The sequence below is a fragment of the Betaproteobacteria bacterium genome (assembly GCA_016720855.1).
Classification (GTDB): domain Bacteria; phylum Pseudomonadota; class Gammaproteobacteria; order Burkholderiales; family Usitatibacteraceae; genus FEB-7.
This window is the reverse complement of sequence record JADKJU010000002.1, coordinates 1,212,261-1,230,739: the sequence shown is the minus strand read 5'-3', so window position 1 is coordinate 1,230,739 and position 18,479 is coordinate 1,212,261. Positions and strand designations below refer to the sequence as shown.

17 protein-coding genes are annotated in these 18,479 nt (G+C 67.4%); 8 read left to right on the top strand and 9 right to left on the bottom strand.

The features are described from left to right. The first annotated feature begins 193 nt into the window (after positions 1 to 193). A complete protein-coding gene (locus IPP91_13260) occupies positions 194 to 2,362 on the top strand; it encodes a hypothetical protein (GenBank protein ID MBL0143036.1) in 2,169 nt (722 codons plus the stop codon). 25 nt (positions 2,363 to 2,387) lie between these two features. Here IPP91_13260 and IPP91_13255 read toward each other — a convergent pair whose 3' ends face one another. Beyond that, a complete protein-coding gene (locus IPP91_13255; protein ID MBL0143035.1) occupies positions 2,388 to 3,923 on the bottom strand; it encodes an AMP-binding protein in 1,536 nt (511 codons plus the stop codon). 131 nt (positions 3,924 to 4,054) lie between these two features. On the opposite strand from IPP91_13255, the gene IPP91_13250 reads away from it, so the two are divergent. From IPP91_13250 to IPP91_13235, 4 genes are read left to right on the top strand one after another with little or no spacing between them, the layout of a single operon-like run. Next, positions 4,055 to 4,945 (top strand): DMT family transporter, encoded by an 891-nt coding sequence (locus IPP91_13250; protein ID MBL0143034.1) that lies wholly within the window; start codon positions 4,055 to 4,057, stop codon positions 4,943 to 4,945. After that, complete coding sequence (locus tag IPP91_13245; GenBank protein ID MBL0143033.1) at positions 4,942 to 5,511, top strand: MFS transporter; 570 nt, start codon at positions 4,942 to 4,944, stop codon at positions 5,509 to 5,511. The genes IPP91_13250 and IPP91_13245 overlap by 4 nt, the downstream gene beginning before the upstream one ends. Beyond that, positions 5,508 to 5,903 (top strand): hypothetical protein, encoded by a 396-nt coding sequence (locus IPP91_13240; protein ID MBL0143032.1) that lies wholly within the window; start codon positions 5,508 to 5,510, stop codon positions 5,901 to 5,903. The genes IPP91_13245 and IPP91_13240 overlap by 4 nt, the downstream gene beginning before the upstream one ends. A 31-nt stretch (positions 5,904 to 5,934) precedes the next feature. Continuing rightward, positions 5,935 to 6,384, top strand: a complete 450-nt coding sequence (locus IPP91_13235) for a hypothetical protein (GenBank protein ID MBL0143031.1) — start codon at positions 5,935 to 5,937, stop codon at positions 6,382 to 6,384. Between the two features lie 7 nt (positions 6,385 to 6,391). Here the strand turns inward: IPP91_13235 and IPP91_13230 are convergent, their stop codons facing one another. From IPP91_13230 to IPP91_13200, 7 genes are all read right to left on the bottom strand, one after another. Then, positions 6,392 to 6,964, bottom strand: a complete 573-nt coding sequence (locus tag IPP91_13230) for a histidine phosphatase family protein (protein MBL0143030.1) — start codon at positions 6,962 to 6,964, stop codon at positions 6,392 to 6,394. A 53-nt stretch (positions 6,965 to 7,017) separates the two neighbouring features. Then, entirely contained in the window at positions 7,018 to 7,413 is a 396-nt protein-coding gene (locus IPP91_13225) for a DUF937 domain-containing protein (protein MBL0143029.1), read from the bottom strand. 14 nt (positions 7,414 to 7,427) lie between these two features. Beyond that, positions 7,428 to 8,198, bottom strand: coding sequence for a competence/damage-inducible protein A (locus IPP91_13220; protein MBL0143028.1), 771 nt, complete (start codon positions 8,196 to 8,198; stop codon positions 7,428 to 7,430). Then, entirely contained in the window at positions 8,198 to 8,827 is a 630-nt protein-coding gene (locus IPP91_13215; GenBank protein ID MBL0143027.1) for a YbhB/YbcL family Raf kinase inhibitor-like protein, read from the bottom strand. Before IPP91_13215 ends, IPP91_13220 begins: the two co-directional genes overlap by 1 nt. A gap of 19 nt (positions 8,828 to 8,846) precedes the next feature. Next, a complete protein-coding gene (locus tag IPP91_13210) occupies positions 8,847 to 9,233 on the bottom strand; it encodes an FKBP-type peptidyl-prolyl cis-trans isomerase (protein MBL0143026.1) in 387 nt (128 codons plus the stop codon). 117 nt (positions 9,234 to 9,350) lie between these two features. After that, positions 9,351 to 11,099, bottom strand: a complete 1,749-nt coding sequence (gene ggt, locus IPP91_13205; protein ID MBL0143025.1) for a gamma-glutamyltransferase — start codon at positions 11,097 to 11,099, stop codon at positions 9,351 to 9,353. A 160-nt stretch (positions 11,100 to 11,259) separates the two neighbouring features. Further along, positions 11,260 to 12,747 (bottom strand): NAD-dependent succinate-semialdehyde dehydrogenase, encoded by a 1,488-nt coding sequence (locus IPP91_13200; protein MBL0143024.1) that lies wholly within the window; start codon positions 12,745 to 12,747, stop codon positions 11,260 to 11,262. 83 nt (positions 12,748 to 12,830) lie between these two features. Between IPP91_13200 and IPP91_13195 the strand changes: the two genes are divergently transcribed. The 3 genes from IPP91_13195 (at position 12,831) to IPP91_13185 (ending at position 17,043) form a co-directional block, all read left to right on the top strand. Next, positions 12,831 to 14,423, top strand: coding sequence for an ABC transporter substrate-binding protein (locus IPP91_13195; GenBank protein ID MBL0143023.1), 1,593 nt, complete (start codon positions 12,831 to 12,833; stop codon positions 14,421 to 14,423). Between the two features lie 49 nt (positions 14,424 to 14,472). Continuing rightward, positions 14,473 to 16,044 carry an ABC transporter substrate-binding protein gene (locus IPP91_13190; protein MBL0143022.1) on the top strand — a complete coding sequence of 524 codons (1,572 nt, stop codon included), beginning with the start codon at positions 14,473 to 14,475 and terminating at the stop codon, positions 16,042 to 16,044. Between the two features lie 123 nt (positions 16,045 to 16,167). Beyond that, positions 16,168 to 17,043 (top strand): Tim44 domain-containing protein, encoded by an 876-nt coding sequence (locus tag IPP91_13185; GenBank protein ID MBL0143021.1) that lies wholly within the window; start codon positions 16,168 to 16,170, stop codon positions 17,041 to 17,043. Between the two features lie 48 nt (positions 17,044 to 17,091). Here IPP91_13185 and IPP91_13180 read toward each other — a convergent pair whose 3' ends face one another. Continuing rightward, entirely contained in the window at positions 17,092 to 18,360 is a 1,269-nt protein-coding gene (locus IPP91_13180; protein ID MBL0143020.1) for a hypothetical protein, read from the bottom strand. Positions 18,361 to 18,479 lie beyond the last annotated feature (119 nt).

The window sequence follows — 18,479 nt, the reverse complement described above, 5'->3', positions numbered from 1 at the left end:
CAACTATGGACGAGCGGGGTCAATCGAAAGCTGCTGGTGGCTAACACCTCGAAGTGACTCTCCGCGCCACCGGGTCGCTCCGCTTGACGGCTATCGACCGGCGGGCATAGTGTCTCCTTCTGCCATTCATTGACCGCGCCGACCCAGAAAGCGCGGCATTACCCGCTGCCCCTGGGGGGGCTGGGAAGATCGCATGAAGGCGCGCAAGGACCGGCTGTTCGCCGGGCTATTCCGTTCCGCGGCGGCAGTCCTTGCCATCCTTGCCTGTGCCCTGGGGGGCGTCGAGCCCGCCGCCGCCCAACCGAAAGCATCGGACAACCTGGTCTCGAACCCGGGCTTCGAGAGCGGGACGGCGGCGTGGGTGGAGGCCTCCACTACCGGCTACTCGATCATCTACAGCAATGCCTCCGCGGCCCACGCCGGCAGCGGATACGCATGGCTTGGGGGGTACAACAGCGGGACGGATTCGCTGTCCCAGGACATCGCGATCCCGTCCAATGCCCAGCAGGCCTACGTCCAGTTCTGGTACCGCATCGAGACGAACGAGCCCTCGGGAAGCGCTGCCTACGACACGATGCAGGTATTCGTCGCCGACGTGTCCGGCGGCAGTTCCTCCACGCTCGCCTCCTTCTCCAACCGCGACGCGACGAGCGGTTGGGCGCAAAGCCGGCAATACGACGTCTCGGCCTTCCGGGGGCGAACCGTCCGGCTGCGGTTCGTCGCAACGAGCGACGTCTCCAACATCACTTCGTTCTACATCGACGACATTTCGCTCACGGCCACGGGCGGATCCCCGACGAACCCGACGTCGGCGAACCGCTCCGACATCTGGTGGAACCCCGCCGAATCGGGATGGGGCATCACGATCGCGGACCACGAGACGAACATTTTCGCAGTCTGGTACACCTACCAGGCGAACGGCCGGCCGATGTGGTTCGTCGTGCCCGGCGGCACCTTCACCGAGAACCGCCGTTTCTTCACGGGGGACCTGTACCAGACCACCGGCCCCGCCTACGCCGCAACGTTCAACCCGAACCTCGTCACGGTCACGCGCGTGGGCAGCGCGACATTCGACTTCTCGCCTTCCGGCGTCGCGTCGGGCAACTCGCTTTTTTCCTACACGGTCGGCGGCGTCTCGCAGACTAAAGTGATCCAGCGCCAGCCTTTCGGCAACTCGACGCCCGATTGGGGCCGCGACTTCACGGACATCTGGTGGAACTCCGCCGAATCGGGATGGGGCCTTACGCTGGCACAGCACGGCAACAACGTGTTCGGCGTGCTGTTCACGTACGACTCGGACGGTCAGCCGCTCTTCGTGGTCCTGCCCGGCGTCACCTTCAACGCCGACGGCAGCTTCTCGGGAACGCTCTATACGACGACCGGACCCTACTACGGGAACGCGACGTTCGATCCTTCGCAGGTGCGAGTCACGTCGGTGGGCACCGCCACGATCGCCTTTTCCGGACGCTCGGGCAGCTTCAGCTACACGATCAACGGGGTCTCGAGGACGAAGCAGATCACGCAGCAACCGTTCGGCAACTCGGCGCCGGGGAGCTCGGTCCAGCCGCTTGCGATCACGCCGGTCGATGTCGGAACCCTGACGGCGGGAACCTACTATTCCAGGCTCGCGGCGACCGCCTCCGGAGGATCGCCTCCCTACCACTTCCAGTCCGACACCTTCGCCAACGGCACGCCCCCGCCCGGAATGATCTTCACGCTGGACGGGATGCTGCAGGGCACGCCCTCGAGCACCATCACGACCACGCGAACCTACACGTTCGGCATCTGCGTGACGGATATCGCCGCCAGCTCGAGGTGCACCCAGACTTCCGTGACCGTGGGCGCGGTGACGCCCGACGGGACGATCAAGTGGACGGTCGGCAACCAGTGCAACAACGGCTCGCAGGTTGACTACAAGTTCTACGATTCCATCAACCAGTGGGTGTGGCCGAACGCGACCTCGCACTACTACAACACCTACGGCCAGTCGATCGCGCACACGCTCAACTGCGCCTCGGGATCCCAGGTCTGCATCGGGGGGCAATCGGGGTCGTACACCTGGGGCGTGGGACTCGGCGGTACTTCGTCGTGCTCGAACTGCTGCGGCACGTGCGACGGGCGCACCTACTCCTACTCGTTCGGGTGCCCCTCGTCCCCCGGCACGTTCTACTACGCGAACTGGACTTGCGGCACGAGCAGCGGGTGCGCCGCGGCAATGGGCGGATCGGCCGGATCGAAAGGTCCCTTCTGCTCCCTCTCGGGCTGCCAGGCGTGGGGGAACCTGTACATTCCCGCCGGCTACTCCTGCTCGACGCAACCCACCTACACCCCGTCGCCGGGCGGCTCGCAGTGCTACCCGTAGGCGGCGTGGCGCCGGTCCGGCCGGGTCACTCCCGCGCCGCTTCGCGCGCCAGGCGCTCGCGCAGTTCGGTCTTGAGCACCTTGCCGTAGTTGTTCTTCGGCAATTCGCTCACGAACCGGTACTCCTTCGGCCGCTTGAAGCGCGCGATCGCCGCAAGGCAATGCGCGTCGAGATCCGCAGTTGAGGTCGCTGTCCCGCGCACCACCACGAAAGCCACGACGGCCTCTCCCCAATCGGCATCGGGGCGTCCCACCACGGACACTTCCGCAACGCCCGGATGGGTGAGCAGCGCCTCCTCCACCTCCCGCGGATAGATGTTCGAGCCCCCGCTGATGATGAGGTCCTTGCTGCGGTCCTTGAGGACGAGGAATCCTTCCTCGTCGAACGCGCCGAGATCTCCCGTCCACAGCCACCCGTCGCGAATCGACTTTGCGGTGGCCTCCGGATCCTTCCAGTAACCCGACATCACGGCGGCACCGCGCACGCACACCTCCCCCACCTCGCCCGGCGGCAGGTCGCGGCCGTCCTCGTCCCGCACCGCCACCTCCACCGCGCTTTGCGGCAGGCCGACCGAAGCGATGCGCGCAAGGTGGCGGGGATGGCCGCGGTCGTTCACGAAACGCCTGGCGAGCGCCGTGATCGTCATCGGGCTCTCGCCCTGCCCGTAGATCTGCGCGAAGCGCGGTCCCATCACGTCCAGCGCGCGAAGCAGGTCCGCCACGTACATCGGGCCGCCTCCGTACACCACCGTGCGCAGCCCATCGAGGCAAGGCGCGTGCACTGCCGCGTGCTCGACCATGCGGCGCACGATCGTGGGCGCGGCGAACATCCCCGCTCCCCGGTGCGCCGCCACGAGGTCGAAGAGCTCGCCGGGATCGAATCCTCCCGACTCCGGAATGACCTGCGCCGCACCCGCAAGCAGGTACGGGACGAGGTAGAGCCCGGACCCGTGCGACATCGGCGCGGCGTGCAGCAGGCAGTCGCCGGCACCGACGACATCGACGTCGGTGAGATATCCCTGCGCCATCGCCCTCAGGTTCGCGTGCGTCAGCATCGCGCCCTTGGGGCGACCGGTCGTGCCGCTGGTGTAGAAGATCCAGGCGAGCGAGCCGTCCGGCACGGCGGCGACCGGCAGGGGTTCACCGAAAAGCGCGTGGTATCCCACGCTCCCCGCCTCGATCACGTCCGGAGACCTGCCGAGCTGCGTCGATGCCTCGGCGAGCCCCGCGATCCAGTCGGGCGTCGCGAAGACCGCAGTCGCCCCGGAATTCCCGAGAATGAACGCCACTTCGCGCGGATGCAGCTTCGCGTTCACCGGCACCGCCGCGAGCCCCGCCCACCAGATGCCGAGGAGGATCTCCGGGTATTGCGGCGCATTGGTCATGACGAGCGCCACGCGCTCGCCCGCGCGAAGACCGAGCTTTTCGCGCAAGCCGCGCGCGAGCGCCGCCGCATCGGCCGCGAGCCGCGCGTACGACTTCCACGGCGATGCGCCGACGAACACGGCCGTCCGCGACGGATCCGTCCGGGCGTGTCTATCGAGCCAGAGGGCCAGGTTCATGGGAGGAGGAATTGGAGAAAACGGGGTCAGGGAAAAATCGGAGTCAGGTTACTTTACAGTGTCATGGAGCCCCAACTGCGCGGGGCGATGAGTAAAGTAACCTGACCCCGATTTCCCCAATTCCTCCTCCCATGCACTCCCCCCCTCCCGCCTGGCTGCGCTGGGCGCCCGCTCTTTTCGTCTTCCTGTGGAGCACCGGCTTCATCGGCAGCCGCCTGGGCGCGCCCTTCGCCGAACCCCTCACGTTCCTTTCGTGGCGCTACCTCGTCGTGGTCGCACTCCTGCTCGCGGCAACGCTCGTCACGCGCGCGGCCTGGCCGTCGTCCCCCGCGGCGGTGGGGCACGCAGCCATCGCGGGCCTCCTGGTGCACGGCGCCTACCTCGGGGGCGTGTTCTGCGGCGTGGCGCGCGGCATGCCGCTCGCGACGGTGTCCCTCATCGTGGGCATGCAGCCCATTCTCACCGCGCTGGCCGCAGGGCCACTGCTGGGCGAGCGGCTCACGGGGCGGCAGTGGCTTGGCATCGCGCTGGGCTTCGGCGGGCTTGTGCTCGTCGTCGCGGGCAAGTGGAGCGGAATCTCCACGGATGCCACCGCGTACGCGTCGATTCTCTTCGCGCTGGGCGGAATCACCGCCGGCACGCTCTATCAGAAGCGCTTCTGCGGCGCCGTGCCGATGCTCACCGGGGGCGTGATCCAGTACTCGTCCGCCGGTGCCGTCACCTTCATCGCCGCTCTCGCGACCGAGACGGGCCTGGTGCAGTGGACGCCGCAATTCGTGTTCGCGCTCGGCTGGCTCGTCCTCGTACTTTCGACGGGCGCCATCGGGATCCTCTTCATGATGATCCGCCACGGTGAAGCTTCGCGCGTCTCGAGCTACTTCTTCCTCACCCCGCCCGTGACTGCCGTGATGGCCTTCCTGCTCTTCGGAGAGCGCCTGCCCGGAATCGCGCTCGCTGGACTCGCCGTCTCGGCAGCCGGCGTCGCCCTCGTCACGCGCGGGACTAGAATAGGCAAACCATGACCACCATCGTCGCTGTCCGCAAGGGCAGGCAGGCCGCCCTCGCCGCCGATTCCCTCACCACCTTCGGGACCACGCGGCTCGCCCCCGCCTACGACCGCAACCCCCACAAGATCATCACCTATGCCGACTCCTTCATCGGCGTGGCCGGCAGCGCGGCGCACCAGCTCGTGCTGGAGAACCTCCTCGGGCGCAATCCCGATCTCGCGCTGCATGGCAAGGAGGCGATCTACGAATCCTTCCGGCGCCTGCACCCGCTGCTCAAGGACGAGGCATTCCTCAACCCCAAGGAGGAGGAGGACGATCCGTACGAGTCCTCGCAGATGACGGTGATGATCGCCAACCCCTCGGGCATCTTCGCGGTGTATTCGATGCGCGAAGTGTTCGAGTTCGACCGCTACTGGGCCATCGGATCGGGTCGTGATTTCGCGCTGGGCGCCATGTATGTCTCCTACCCACGGGCGCGCAACCCCGAGTCCGTGGCGAGGATCGGCGTGGAAGCCGGCGCCGAATACGATACGGGGTCGTCGCTGCCGATGTCCCTGCACACGGTGACGCTCCTCGAATGAGCGGGAGCGCCGGATCCCTCCGGCTGGACAAGTTCCTCTGGGCCGCTCGCTTCTTCAAGACGCGCGCCCTGGCGGTCCAGGCGATCGACGCCGGCCGCATCAGCGTGAACGGCGACCGGGCCAGACCCTCTAAGACGGTGAAGCCGGGCGACACGCTGGCGATCCGGCGGCCGCCCTTCGAGCACCTGGTGACGGTGATGGCGATTTCGGACCGGCGCGGACCGGCATCCGAAGCGCACAAGCTGTACGAGGAAACGGCGCAGAGCCGCGCCCGGCGCGAGGCCGTGGCGGCCGAGCTCAAGGCCATGCCGCCTCCGGTCTTCAAGGGCCGGCCCACCAAGAAGGACCGCCGCACTCTCGTGCACTTCTTCCAGCGCCAGGACGAGGACTGAGCCGGTGAATACGGCCAACCCCCTCGACGCGGTGCCGTTCGTGATCCTGCTGCGCGAGTCCGCGTGGGCGCAGCCCGCGCTCGAGATCGCGCACACCCTGGGCTTCGTCGTGCTCGTCGGCAGCGTCTTCGCCTTCGACCTGCGCGTGCTCGGACTCTCGAAGCACCTGTCGGTGCGCGCGCTGTCGGGTCATCTGCTGCCATGGAGCGCCGCGGCGCTTGCGCTCATCGTGCCCACCGGCGGGCTGCTTTTCCTTGCCAACGCCGACGACCTCATCGACAGCCGCCTGTTCGTGCTCAAGATGGGGCTGCTGCTCGCCGCGGGCATCAACGCGATGATCTTCCGCACCGGGCCGTACCAGGGCGTGAATGCATGGGATACGGGCGTGCGTGCCCCGGTCGCGGCGCGAATCTCGGTCGCCCTCTCGCTGGCGATCTGGGCCGCGGTGATTGCCTGCGGGCGGCTGCTCGCCTATACCTGACGGGCGTTCACGGGATCCGGACCAGCCCCACCACCTTCAGGCCGCAGCAGCCGTCGGGCCGCACGACCACGACTTCTCCCGTGCCGACCGCGAGTTTCGTGAGCGCCAGGATGTTCACGTGGTGCGTGACCATGACGACCGTGCCCTTCGGTCGGCGCGTGGAATAGCCCCCGATGCGCTGCTTCACGCGTTCCGTGAGGCCGGGGCCGCGTTGCGGATCGTCGAAGAAGCTCGAAAGCGCCTGCCATTCCTCGGCCGTGCCGAACGCCTGCTTCGCGGTGTCCCTGCAGCGGCACCAGGGGCTCGAGTAGACCCTGTCCACGGCAATGCCTTCACGCCGGAATCTCTCGCCCATAAGGCGCGATTCCTCGAGCCCCTGCACGGAAAGGTTGCGCTGCGTGGCGCAGTCGTCGAGCCGGTAGCCCTTCGGATCGCCCAGGCCGGGTTCGGTGGACGCATGCCGGACGAGAGCGACGTGGCCGCCGCTGCGCAGCGCGGCCCAGGCGGCCGCCTCGTCGGCGATCGCGGGCGCGGCGGCCAGGACCAGCGCCAGGGCGAGTAACGCGCGCCGGGTGCGGATCCCCCGGGCTGCCGGCCCGATCTCCGGCGATATCGACCACCCCCGGGCCACGGTCAGCCGATGCGATCCTTGAACGAGTTCAGCAATTGCCCCAGTGCGCCGGCATCGGGAACCTGGCCGTTGGGCGTGAGCTTGTCCACGATGCCGGGCAGCAGTTCCGCGAGCTTCGAGGACAGGTCCCCATGCGACATCCCGAGTCCCTGCGCGAGGGAGCCGAGCTGGTCCGGGCCCAGTGCGCCAGTGATCTGGTCCGCCGAGACCGGGAGGTTCTTGCCGGTGGATACCCAACTGTCCGCGAGATGGCCGAGGCCGCCCTGCTGCAATTTCGCGAGCAGGCCCTCGAGACCGCCGGTCTGCGGGTTGTTGACCATCGCGAGAACGGAATCGAGCAACGGATTGCCGGTGCCGCGTTGGTTGAGGGCACCGAGTACGGAATCGAGCAGTCCCATGGGTTCTCCTGAGCTCAGGGATTGAGGGGGGCCGGCTTCACCGGCCGATTGGCGAAAGAGTAACCCAGCTTCGCGATCTCGTCGCGCACCTGCGCCATGGCGACCGGGACGCGCCCGGAATCCCCGCGCACGGAAAGTTCGATGAGCCGGGCCCCGCCGCCGGAAAACGTCGGCAGGCTCGAGAGCTTGAGCTCGGGATAGTCGCGCACCACCGCGTTCATGATCTCGAGCAGGTCGGACTCGCCCGCGCCGCTCACGATGATTGCCTCCTCGAAGGGGAGGTGGTCGCGGAAGATCGCGCGATGCTTCGTGTCGAGCGCCCACTCCATCATCGCCCAGGCCATCTCGGGAAAGCCGGGCAGGAAGTAGTGCGTGCCTACGCTGAAGCCGGCGATGCGGTTCACGGGGTTGGGAACGACATCGGCACCCTCGGGAAACTCCGCCATCAGCACGCGCTTCGGATACGCGCCTTCGCCGAAGCGCGCCTCGATCTCCCTCACCGCGTCCGGATGGCGCGCGAGAAGCCGGCCCAGCGCCGCCGCCGCGCATTGCCGCGTGTGGTCGTCGGGCGTTGCGCCGATTCCGCCGAACGAGAACACGATGTCGCCCGTCGCGAACGTCCGGCGCAGGGTGGTGGTGATGCGCGCCGGATCGTCGCCGAGGTACTCCGCCCAGTCGAGCTCGAGCCCGCGCCTGCCAAGGATCTCGACCGCCTTGGCGAAGTGCTTGTCCTGCCGCTTGCCGGACAGGATCTCGTCGCCGATGACCAGGATGCCGACGGGCACTAGAGCCTGACGGCCGGGTTGAGCGTGTAGCGGCCGGTGATCGAGGCCTGCCCGAGCACGTGACCCCTCATCGCCTCGCGAGCCTGGGCGCCCATGAAGGGACCGTTCACCGCGAGCCTCGCGACGTCGAGCGCGAAGACCGTGAACACGTAGTGGTGCGCAATCTCGTCGTTCCACGGGGGGCACGGACCGTCGTAGCCGTAGTAGTCGCCGGCCATGTCCTTGTCTGACGCGAACCACCCCGTGTAGTCGTTGGTGCCCTGACGCGCGCCATGAGCCGCCGCCGGGCCGGGCTTGCCCCGGGGAGTAACGCCCGAGGCGAATTCGCCCGCCGCAACGGAAGTCACCGAGGCCGGCAGGTCCACCAGTACCCAGTGGAAGAAATCGACGCGCGCCAGCGAAGCCGGCACCGTGCGCCCCTCCTGGTTCACGTCGTCTCCCCGGCTGGGCACGTCGGGATCGTGGCAGACGATCGCGAAGGACTTCGTGCCCGCAGGAACGCCCGTCCAGGCAAGCTGCGGATTGCGGTTCTGCGAAAGCGTGGCGTGCGTCTTCGAGTCCATCGCGCAGAAGGCGAATTCGGCGGGAATCGGCGCACCGTCCCGGAAGCTGGCGCTGGTGACTTGCATTCGGATGCCCCTCCCTGTTTCAGTTGATCACGGTGATGAGCTCGACTTCGAACAGCAGCGTCGCGTTGGGCGGGATGACGCCGCCGGCCCCCTTGTCGCCGTAACCCATGGCGGGCGGAATGATGAGCGTTCGCTTGCCGCCTTCCTTCATCCCGGGAACGCCTTCGTCCCAGCCCTTGATGACGCGCCCCCTGCCGATCAAGAAGCTGAACGGAGTGGCCCTTCCCACGGAAGTGTCGAACTGGGCGCCCTTGTGGTCGGGGGCCTTCGGATCGTAGATCCAGCCGGTGTAGTGCACGAGGACGGCCTTTTCCTTCTCGGCAAGCTTGCCTTCACCGACCTTGGTGTCCTTCTTGACCAGCTCCGTGACGGCCGGGGCCGGCGTCGCGGCAGCCGCAGGCGCCATGCCGATTTGTGCAAGGGCGGCAATCGGCGCGATGGCAAGGGCGGTTGCGATGACGATCTTCTTCAAGGTGTTTCCTTTCTCTGCGTTTCGGATTGTCGGAAAAGCCGGAAATGAGGTCTAGCGGCCGCGAGCCACGCCTTCGCGACGCGGGTCGGCACCGGCTTCCCAGCCCGTCGGCGTTCGGCGGATGCCGGCCAGTCCGCTGGTCATGTCGATGGCGCGAACCTCGTGGCCCATCGCCTTCAGAGCGGCGGACACGCCCTCGAGTTCCGTGCCCGCCTCGATTTCGGTGGGCCCCCCGCGGCTGCCGAAGTTGGGAAGCGCGAGGGCCGACTGCATGTCCATCTTCCAGTCCAGCGTCGCGAGGAGCGCCTTGGCGACGTAGTTGATGATGAGGCTGCCGCCGGGGCTGCCGATCACCTCCTCCAGGCGGCCCGTCTTCGCGTCCAGCACGACAAAGGGGGCCATGGAGCTGCGCGGCCGCTTGCCGGGCGCCACGGCATTGGCGACCGTGTGCCCCTGCTCGACCGGCTGGAAGTTGAAATCGGTGAGCTCGTTGTTGAGGAGGAACCCGTGCACCATCTGCTTCGAGCCGAAGTAGCCCTCGATGGTCGTCGTCATGGAGACGGCGTTTCCCTGCCCGTCCACGACCGCGATGTGGCTGGTGCCCGCGACCTCGTCCACCGGGTCGTCGGCAAACGCCACCCTGAGGCCCGGCGGATGACCCGGCTGCGCGCGGCCCATCGCCTTGTCGGTGGCGATCAGCTTTGCGCGGTCCGCGAGGTAGCCCGCGTCCACGAGCCCTTTCACCGGCACGTCGACGAAGCGATCGTCGCCCACGTAGCGGTTGCGGTCGGCGAAGGCGAGGCGGCCGCCTTCCGAGACGAGGTGCACGGCGTGCGCAGAGCCCGGCCGCAGGTTCGCCATGTCGCGTCCCTGGAGCACGCCCAGGATCTGCAGCACGGCGATGCCCCCGGACGACGACGGCGGCATGCCGCACAGCGTCCATTCGCGGTAGCCGCCGCAGAGCGGTTCCACATCGCGAACGCGATAGCCGGACAGGTCCTCGAGCGTCATGGAGCCGGGATTCCGGTGAGCGCGCACGGCCGCCACGATATCGGCCGCGATCTCGCCGCCGTAGAAGGCGTCCGCGCCCTTCGCGACGATGGCCCGGAGCGTGCGCGCGTACTCGGGATTCTTCAGCAGCGTGCCGACGGGTTTCGGCTTCCCGTCGGGACCGAGGAAGTAGTCCCTCGCCGCCGGCTGCTCCGCGAGGCTCGCATCCTTGCTCACCAGAGTGAAGAGCCGGTGCGACATCGGAAAGCCTTTCTCGGCGATGTCGATGGCGGGCTGGAAGATCGTCGCCCAAGGGAGCTTTCCGTGCCTCGCGTACGCTACCTCCAGCAGGCGTGGCGTGCCTGGCACGCCCACGGAGCGCCCGCCGACCACGGCGGCCTGGAAGGGCATGGGCTTGCCGTCGGCGCCGATGAAAAGTTGCGGCAGGGCCCCGGAGGGAGCCGTCTCGCGCCCGTCATAGGCAAAGGTGCGCTTGCCCTTCGCCTCGTGGACGATGAGGAATGCGCCGCCTCCGAGCCCGGAGGCTTGCGGCTCGACCAGGCCCAGGACGAGCTGCGTGGCGATGGCGGCATCCACCGCGCTCCCACCCTTGTCCAGCATCGCGAGGCCGGCGTCGGCGGCAAGGGGGTGGGCCGCGACGACGGCGTACTTCTTCGCGGTGACCAGCGCCTTCGTCGTCCAGCCGCTGGGCGGCTCCGGCTGCGAGGGCCTGAGTTGCGCTGTCGCGGCGAATGAGGTGGCGACAAGGAGTGAGGCCAGCCAAAGACGGGGACACGGATGAACACGGATGAACACGGATATTTCCTTCAGGATTCGATATCAAGGCGATGGTGATGCCGATGGGCCATCATTCGGGAAGGCGTCACATGATCAAGATAAACACTCGAATTATCCGTGTTCATCCGTGTTCATCCGTGTCCCCGTTTTTGTCCCGCATCACTCGCTACCGTCACTGGATTCCACCAAGGCACACGTACTTGATCTCGAGGAAATCCTCGACGCCGTACCTGGAACCCTCGCGTCCGAGCCCCGACTGCTTCACGCCGCCGAAGGGAGCCACTTCGTTGGCGATGATGCCGACGTTCACGCCGACCATCCCCGTCTCCATGCCCTCCGCCACGCGGAAGACGCGCCCCACGTCGCGGGCGTAGAAGTACCCGGCCAGGCCGAACTCCGTCGCGTTGGCGAGCTCCAGTGCCTCGGCCTCGTCCTTGAACCGGAAGAGCGGCGCCACGGGGCCGAAAGTTTCCTCGCGCGACACCTTCATCCCGGACGTGACGCCGGTGAGGAGCGTGGGCTCGTAGAACCGCCCGCCCAGCGCGGACCGCTTGCCGCCCACCACCACCGTCGCGCCCTTGGCCACCGCGTCCGCCACGTGCTCCTCGACCTTCGCCAGGCCCTGCGCGTCGATCAGCGGCCCGAGGTTCACGCCCGCCTGCGTTCCCATGCCCACCTTGAGGCTCTTCATGCGCTCGGCGAGCTTCGCGGCGAAGGCGTCGTAAACGCTGTCCTGCACGTACATGCGGTTGGCGCACACGCAGGTCTGCCCCGCGTTGCGGTACTTGGAGGCCATGGCGCCATCGGCGGCCGCGTCGAGGTCGGCGTCGTCGAAGACGATGAAGGGCGCGTTTCCGCCCAGCTCCAGCGAGAGCTTCTTCACGGTGTCGGCGCTCTGGCGCATGAGGATGCGGCCCACTTCCGTGGACCCGGTGAAGGTCACCTTCTTCACGATCGGGTTCGCGCACAGCTCCTTGCCGATGGCGGGCGCATCGCCGGTGACGATGTTGATGACGCCCTTCGGGAAGCCGGCGCGCTCGGCGAGCTCCGCCAGCGCCAGCGCCGAGAACGGCGTCTGTTCCGCGGGCTTCAGGACGAAGGTGCAGCCCACCGCGAGACCCGGTGCCATCTTGCGCGTGATCATCGCGTTGGGAAAATTCCACGGCGTGATCGCGGCGCACACCCCGATGGGCTGCTTCAGCACGATGAGGCGCCGGTCGACGGTGGGGCTGGGGATCGTGTCGCCGTAGATGCGCTTGGCTTCCTCCGCGAACCACTCGACGAAGGAGGCGCCGTACAGGATTTCGCCCTTCGCCTCGGCCAGGGGCTTGCCCTGCTCCGTGGTGAGGATGAGCGCCAGGTCGTCCGCGTTGGCCATGATGAGCTCGTACCACTTGCGCACGATCTTCGAGCGCTCCTTGGCCGGGGCCGCGCGCCACGCGGGCAAGGCCCGTTCGGCCGCCTCGATGGCGCGCCGCGTTTCCGCCGCGCCCATGTCGGGCACGGAGCCGACGATCGTGCCGTCCCCGGGATTGTCCACGTCGAAGCGTCGCCCCGAATCGGCGTCCGCCCAGGCGCCGTCGAGATAGCACCGGTCGCGCAGAAGCGAAGGATCCTTGAGGACGGGCGGGCAAGGCTTGCGGTCAACGGCGGCATTCATGGCGTTTCCTCCTCGGTGAACCTGAAAGTATAGCGCCGCGCCCTTCGCGTATCATGGGCCGCTTCCGACCGGAGGAGAATCCCATGCGCCGAATCCTGACCGTCGCCGTCTCGATCGCCATCCTGGCTTGCGCCTCGCTTGCCGGCGCGAAAACCCTTCGCTGGTCCAGCCAGGGCGACTACCTCACCGCCGATCCCATGGCGCAGAACGAGCTGCTCACCAACTCGATCAACGGCCACGTCTACGAGCCGCTCGTCACGCGCGGCAAGAAGCTCGAGATCCTTCCCGCGCTCGCCGCGAGCTGGAAGCAGACGAGCCCCACGGTCTGGGTGTTCAACCTGAGGAAGGGCGTGAAGTGGACCGATGGCTCGGACTTCACGGCCGACGACGTCGTCTTCTCGATCAGGCGCCTGCAGGGCCCGACCTCCAACTTCCGCGTGTACGGCAACGCGGTGGGCGAGCCGCGCAAAATCGACGACTACACGGTCGAGCTCACCACGCCGGTGCCGAACCCCGTGATGCTCGAGATGCTCGCCAACAGCCTCTTCATGATGAGCAAGAGCTGGTGCGAGAAGAACAACGCCGTGAAGGCGCAGGACTTCACGAACGAGAAGGAGGCCTACACGGCCCGCAACGCCATGGGCACCGGGCCCTACGTTCTCGTGTCGCGCGAGCCGGACGTGAAGAGCGTGTTCAGGAAGAACGCGAACTGGTGGGGCCTGAAGGTGCCGGGCTACTTCGACGGCAACGTGGACGACATCGTCTACACGCCCGTGAAGTCGGAGGGCACGCGCATGGCCGCCCTCCTTTCGGGCGACCTCGACTTCGTCCTCGACCCGCCGGTGCAGGACATCGGCAAGCTCAAGCAGGACAGGAACGTGAAGGTCTACGAGGGGCGCGAGAACCGCATCATCTTCCTGGGCATGGACCAGGCGCGCGACGAGCTGCTCTACTCCAACGTGAAAGGCAAGAACCCCTTCAAGGACCGGCGCGTGCGCGAGGCCATGTACCGGCTGATCGACGTGAACGCCATCAACAAGGCGGTGATGCGCGGGCTTTCCGTGCCCACGGCGATCAACCTGCCCAACCCGACGCGCGCGGGCATCCCGCCGGAGATGGACAAGCGCTACCCTTACGACGTGGCGGCGGCGAAGAAGCTGCTGGCGCAGGCGGGCTATCCCGACGGCTTCGAGGTCACGCTCGACTGCCCCAACAACCGCTACATCAACGACGAGAAGATCTGCGTGGCGGTCGCAGGCATGGTGGCCCGTGGCGGCATCACGATGAAGGTGAACGCGTTGCCGCGCGCGCAGTACTTCCCGAAGGCGCAGCGCCTGGACGTCTCCATGTACATGCTCGGCTGGGGAGGCGCCACCACGGACGCGATCTTCACGCTGCAGCCCGTCCTGCACAGCCGCAATGACAAGGGCGACGGCGACTACAACTGGGGCAACTACAAGGTGCCCGAGTTCGATGCGCTCATCGACTCCGCCAAGGGCGACACCGATCCCGCGCACCGGCAGGAAACGATCAACAAGGCGATGCAGATGCACCACGACCAGGTGCTGCACATCCCGCTGCACCTGCAGGTGATCCCGTGGGCCTCGCGCGCCAACGTGGAGGTGATCCACCGCGCCGACAACTGGCTGCAGGCCACCTGGGTCAAGATCAAGTAGGCCCCTTCGGGGGCGTGTTCGCGAACACGTCCCCGGATCGCCTTCCCCGATGCGAGCTCTGGTCGCCCTGCTGATCGCGACCTGGCTCCTTCCGGGGCTGGCCGCCACATTCCGCTGGTCCTCGCAGGGCGATTTCCTCACCGCCGACCCCCACGCGCAGAACGAGGGGATCAACACCCTCCTTTCCTATCATTTCTTCGAGCGCCTCACGGCCCGCGATAGAAACCTGAGGCTGGTACCCGCGCTCGCCACCTCCTGGGAGCAGGTGAACGCCACCACCTGGCGCTTCAACCTGAGGAAGGGCGTGAAGTTCCACGACGGCACCCCCTTCACCGCCGACGACGTGGTGTTCTCGATCGAGCGCGCGCAACTGCCCAGCTCCAACTTCAAGACCTTCGCCAACGCCATCGGCAAGCCCCGCCGCGTGGATGATCACACGGTGGAGATCGCCACCCCCGGCCCGGCGCCGATCCTGCTCGAGTACGTGAACACGATCATGATCATGAGCCGCGCGTGGGCGCTGAAGAACGGCGCGACGAAGCCGCAGGACTTCAAAAGCGCCGAGGATACCTACGCCTCGCGTAACGCCAACGGCACCGGCCCCTTCCGCTTCGTCTCGTGGGAGCCGGAGGTGAAGACCGTCCTGAAGAAGAACCCGGACTGGTGGGGCATCGCGGCGGGCCGCTTCGAGGGCAATGTCGACGAGATCGTCTATCGCCCCATCAAGTCCGATGCGACGCGCATGGCGGCACTCGTCTCCGGCGAGATCGACTTCGTCCTCGATCCTCCCCTGCAGGACATCGCCCGGCTCAAGTTCAACCCGCAGGTGACCATCGTCGAGGGCCCGGAGAACCGCGTCATCTTCCTCGTGATGGAGCAGATGCGCGGCGAGCTCAAGTACTCGAACGTGAAGGGGCGCAACCCCTTCACCGACAAGCGCGTCAGGCAGGCTCTCTACGCGGCGATCGACGTCGAGGCCATCCGCTCGCAGGTGATGCGCGGGCAATCGGTGCCCACGGGCGCGATGGTGCCCGCCCGGGGCTCGAGCTACGCCTCGCTCGAGCCGCGATTGCTCCCCTACGGCCCGGAGCGCGCGAAGAAGCTTCTGGCGGAGGCCGGATTCCCGCAGGGGTTCGAGACGCAGCTCCTGTGCCCCAACAATCGCTACGTGAACGACGAGCGCATCTGCACGGCGCTCGCCGCCATGCTGGCGCGCATCGGGGTGAAGGCTTCCCTCGTGCTGCTGCCGCGCGCCCAGTTCTTCCAGAAAGTGGACCAGACCGACTTCGCGATCCACCTCTACGGCTGGGGCGGTGCGGCCACGGACCCCGGCCTTACGCTCGGACCGGTGCTGCACTCCTTCGACGGCAAGGGCAAGGGCGACTTCAATTCCGGCAAGTTCAGGGACTCGGAACTCGACCGGCTGATCGAGCGCAGCGACGTCGAAATGGATCCGGCGAAGCGCTCGGCGCTGATGGAGGAAGCCCTGCAGCGCGTGCGCATGAACGCCTACACGATCCCGTTGCACCGCCAGATGATTCCCTGGGCGGTGAGGAAGGGCGTCACCGTGTTCCACCGGCCGGACAACTACATCGAGATGACCTGGGTGAAGATCGACTGACGCGCGGGGCCCCCTTGAAATCGCGGGTCCCGGCTATACTCTCCACCGTGCCTGCCCAGCAATACCGCAGCGCCCCTCATCCACGACCGGCAATCCTGCCGGCTGAGCACCGGGAAGAACCTCATGAAACTATCACTTTTGCTGACTGCTGCGCTCCTGAGCCTCACTTTCGCCGCGGGCGACTCGGATGCCGCCAGGCGCTTCGGCGGCGGAAGCAATCTCGGCAAGCAGAGGAGCGCCACCAGCGCCCCGGCAGCGCCGGCCGCCACGCCCGCCCCGGCAAAGCCTGCGCAGGCCGCACCCGTCCCGACCACCCCGCCGCCCAAGCCGAGCTTCATGAGCCGGTGGGGCGGCCTGATCGCGGGGCTCGGCATGGGCGCGCTGATCGGCTCGCTCTTCAGCGGTGGCCTGGGCGGGATGGGGGGCATCCTCACGCTGCTGCTCATCGCCGGAGTGGCCTTCATGGCCTGGCGCGCGTTCGCGTCGCGCAGGACTTCCACCGCGAATGCGCCGGTCGAATTCGCCGGTGTCGGCAATGTGGAACCCACGATGCGCCCTGCCCTGAATATCGGCGGCGGCGCTGGCGCTCCGGTCGAGGCTCCCGCGGGAAGCGCTTCCACGCCGATCCCGGGCTTCGAGACCGAGCCGTTCCTGCGCGTGGCCAGGACTTCCTTCATCCGCCTGCAGGCGGCCAACGACGCGAAGGACCTGGACGACATCCGCGACTACACGACGCCGGAGATGTTCGCGGAAATCTCGATGCAGGTGGGCGAGCGCGGCGACGCGCCCCAGAAGACGGAAGTCGTCAGCATCGACGCGAAGCTCGTCGAGGCCGTGGTCGAGGGCGACTACGCGATCGCGAGCGTGCGCTACACCGGTCTCATCCGGGAATCGGCCGGCGCGAATCCCGAACCCGTCGACGAGATCTGGCACGTTCGAAAAAGCATGACCGATCGCAAGGCGACCTGGCTCATCGCCGGGATCCAGCAGGTCGCCTGAGCCGGAGCCCCGCATGGGGCCGCGGCGGTTCCGGCCCGTCACGCGCCTTCAGTTCGGGGCCGGGCCGTTGTAGGGAATCACCACGCGATCGTCGCCCCCGCCGGCCACGCTCGTCATTGCCGCCATCTGGCGTCGCGCGGACGCAAGTCCGCGAACCTCCGCATCGAGGAACATGAGCGACCAGGTGAAGATGTCGCCGGTCGATGCAACATTGAATTCGTGCTTCACGCCGACCAGCGAGACGAGTTCGCGCGTCCCGGCAAGGCGACCCATGCCCTGCTGCGTCATGGCGATGGGTGCCGTCGTGTCCGCCGTCCCGCTGATGGCGAGATAGGGCAGCTTCACGTCGTCGAGTCCATGCTGGTCGCGACCGAATGCCGGCAGGAACGGCTGACCGAAATAGGGCACGTAGCCCACCGCCGCCTTGAGTCGCGGGTCGGTCGTTACCTGGGTCCATGACTGCCCGAACGCCGTGGTCAATCCCGCGCCCCCCATCAGCATGAGAGTCTCGCCGCCCATGCTCGCCCCGAAGCCCCCGATCTGGTTCGCATCGACGTGGTCGCGCCATTGCGGATGCGAAAGCACGAGGTCGAACGCGGCCGACATCGAAAGCGGACGCAGGGCCTGCATCGCATTGGCGTCGCTCATGTGCGCCAGGAACCTCACGGCGTCGCCGAGGTCGTCGACGCCGAGGTCGGCAAATCGGGGATCGCCGTGAAACGGCGCCACCACGACGTAGCCGTAGCTCGCGAACAGGGACAGCACCGCCAGGTAGTCGCTCGAAAGGGGGCTGCCGCGGTAGCCGTGCGAGAACGCAAGCACCGGATATCGCACCGCGGCGTCGGCGAACAGCGGCGGACTCGCGCCCGTTTGCATGTGCGGAACGACCTTGCCCGTCGGCAGAGGATAGTCGGCACGGGGATTGTCCGCGGCGGTCGGGTAGCAGGCGAGCACCACGAACCCAACCGGCCTTCCGGCAAACGACCCGTAGAGGCCACTCTCGTTCGGTGCCGTCACGGTGACGGAGAGCGCATTCGCCGGGTCGGCCAGCAGGTCAATCGCATATCTCGGCGCGCCGCCGGCCGAGGGCAAGCCCTCCCAGTAGCCCGTCACGTCCTCGCCGGCAGCCAGCCGGCTGAAGTCCTGCGCGACGTTGCTGCACGCCACCGCATACGGCCCCGGAACCGGCAGGGGTTGCACGATGGCCAGCATGTGCAAGGGGCCGGGCGCATCGCTGCCGCCTCCGCCGCCACATCCGCCGATCGCGAGCGCGATCCCCGACAACGCTGCCGCCAGCGTTACTCTCGATCGATCCAAGGCACCCCCTCTTCGTCCATGGCGACAAGGTTGCGGAAAGGCGCCGATTTCGTCCGTGCGATAGCGCACCCAACAACAGGGATGCCGCAGCGTCTCCCCAATGTTGCCGAGCGCACCGA

Excerpts from the sequence above, each read along its gene's own strand:
- IPP91_13250 (MBL0143034.1), top strand. The coding sequence starts at position 4,055 with ATGCACTCCCCCCCTCCCGCCTGGCTGCGCTGGGCGCCCGCTCTTTTC.
- IPP91_13210 (MBL0143026.1), bottom strand. The coding sequence starts at position 9,233 with ATGGCGCCTGCGGCTGCCGCGACGCCGGCCCCGGCCGTCACGGAGCTG.
- IPP91_13195 (MBL0143023.1), top strand. The coding sequence starts at position 12,831 with ATGCGCCGAATCCTGACCGTCGCCGTCTCGATCGCCATCCTGGCTTGC.
- IPP91_13190 (MBL0143022.1), top strand. The coding sequence starts at position 14,473 with ATGCGAGCTCTGGTCGCCCTGCTGATCGCGACCTGGCTCCTTCCGGGG.
- IPP91_13215 (MBL0143027.1), bottom strand. The coding sequence starts at position 8,827 with ATGCAAGTCACCAGCGCCAGCTTCCGGGACGGTGCGCCGATTCCCGCC.
- IPP91_13200 (MBL0143024.1), bottom strand. The coding sequence starts at position 12,747 with ATGAATGCCGCCGTTGACCGCAAGCCTTGCCCGCCCGTCCTCAAGGAT.
- IPP91_13240 (MBL0143032.1), top strand. The coding sequence starts at position 5,508 with ATGAGCGGGAGCGCCGGATCCCTCCGGCTGGACAAGTTCCTCTGGGCC.
- IPP91_13255 (MBL0143035.1), bottom strand. The coding sequence starts at position 3,923 with ATGAACCTGGCCCTCTGGCTCGATAGACACGCCCGGACGGATCCGTCG.
- IPP91_13185 (MBL0143021.1), top strand. The coding sequence starts at position 16,168 with ATGAAACTATCACTTTTGCTGACTGCTGCGCTCCTGAGCCTCACTTTC.
- IPP91_13245 (MBL0143033.1), top strand. The coding sequence starts at position 4,942 with ATGACCACCATCGTCGCTGTCCGCAAGGGCAGGCAGGCCGCCCTCGCC.
- IPP91_13225 (MBL0143029.1), bottom strand. The coding sequence starts at position 7,413 with ATGGGACTGCTCGATTCCGTACTCGGTGCCCTCAACCAACGCGGCACC.
- IPP91_13260 (MBL0143036.1), top strand. The coding sequence starts at position 194 with ATGAAGGCGCGCAAGGACCGGCTGTTCGCCGGGCTATTCCGTTCCGCG.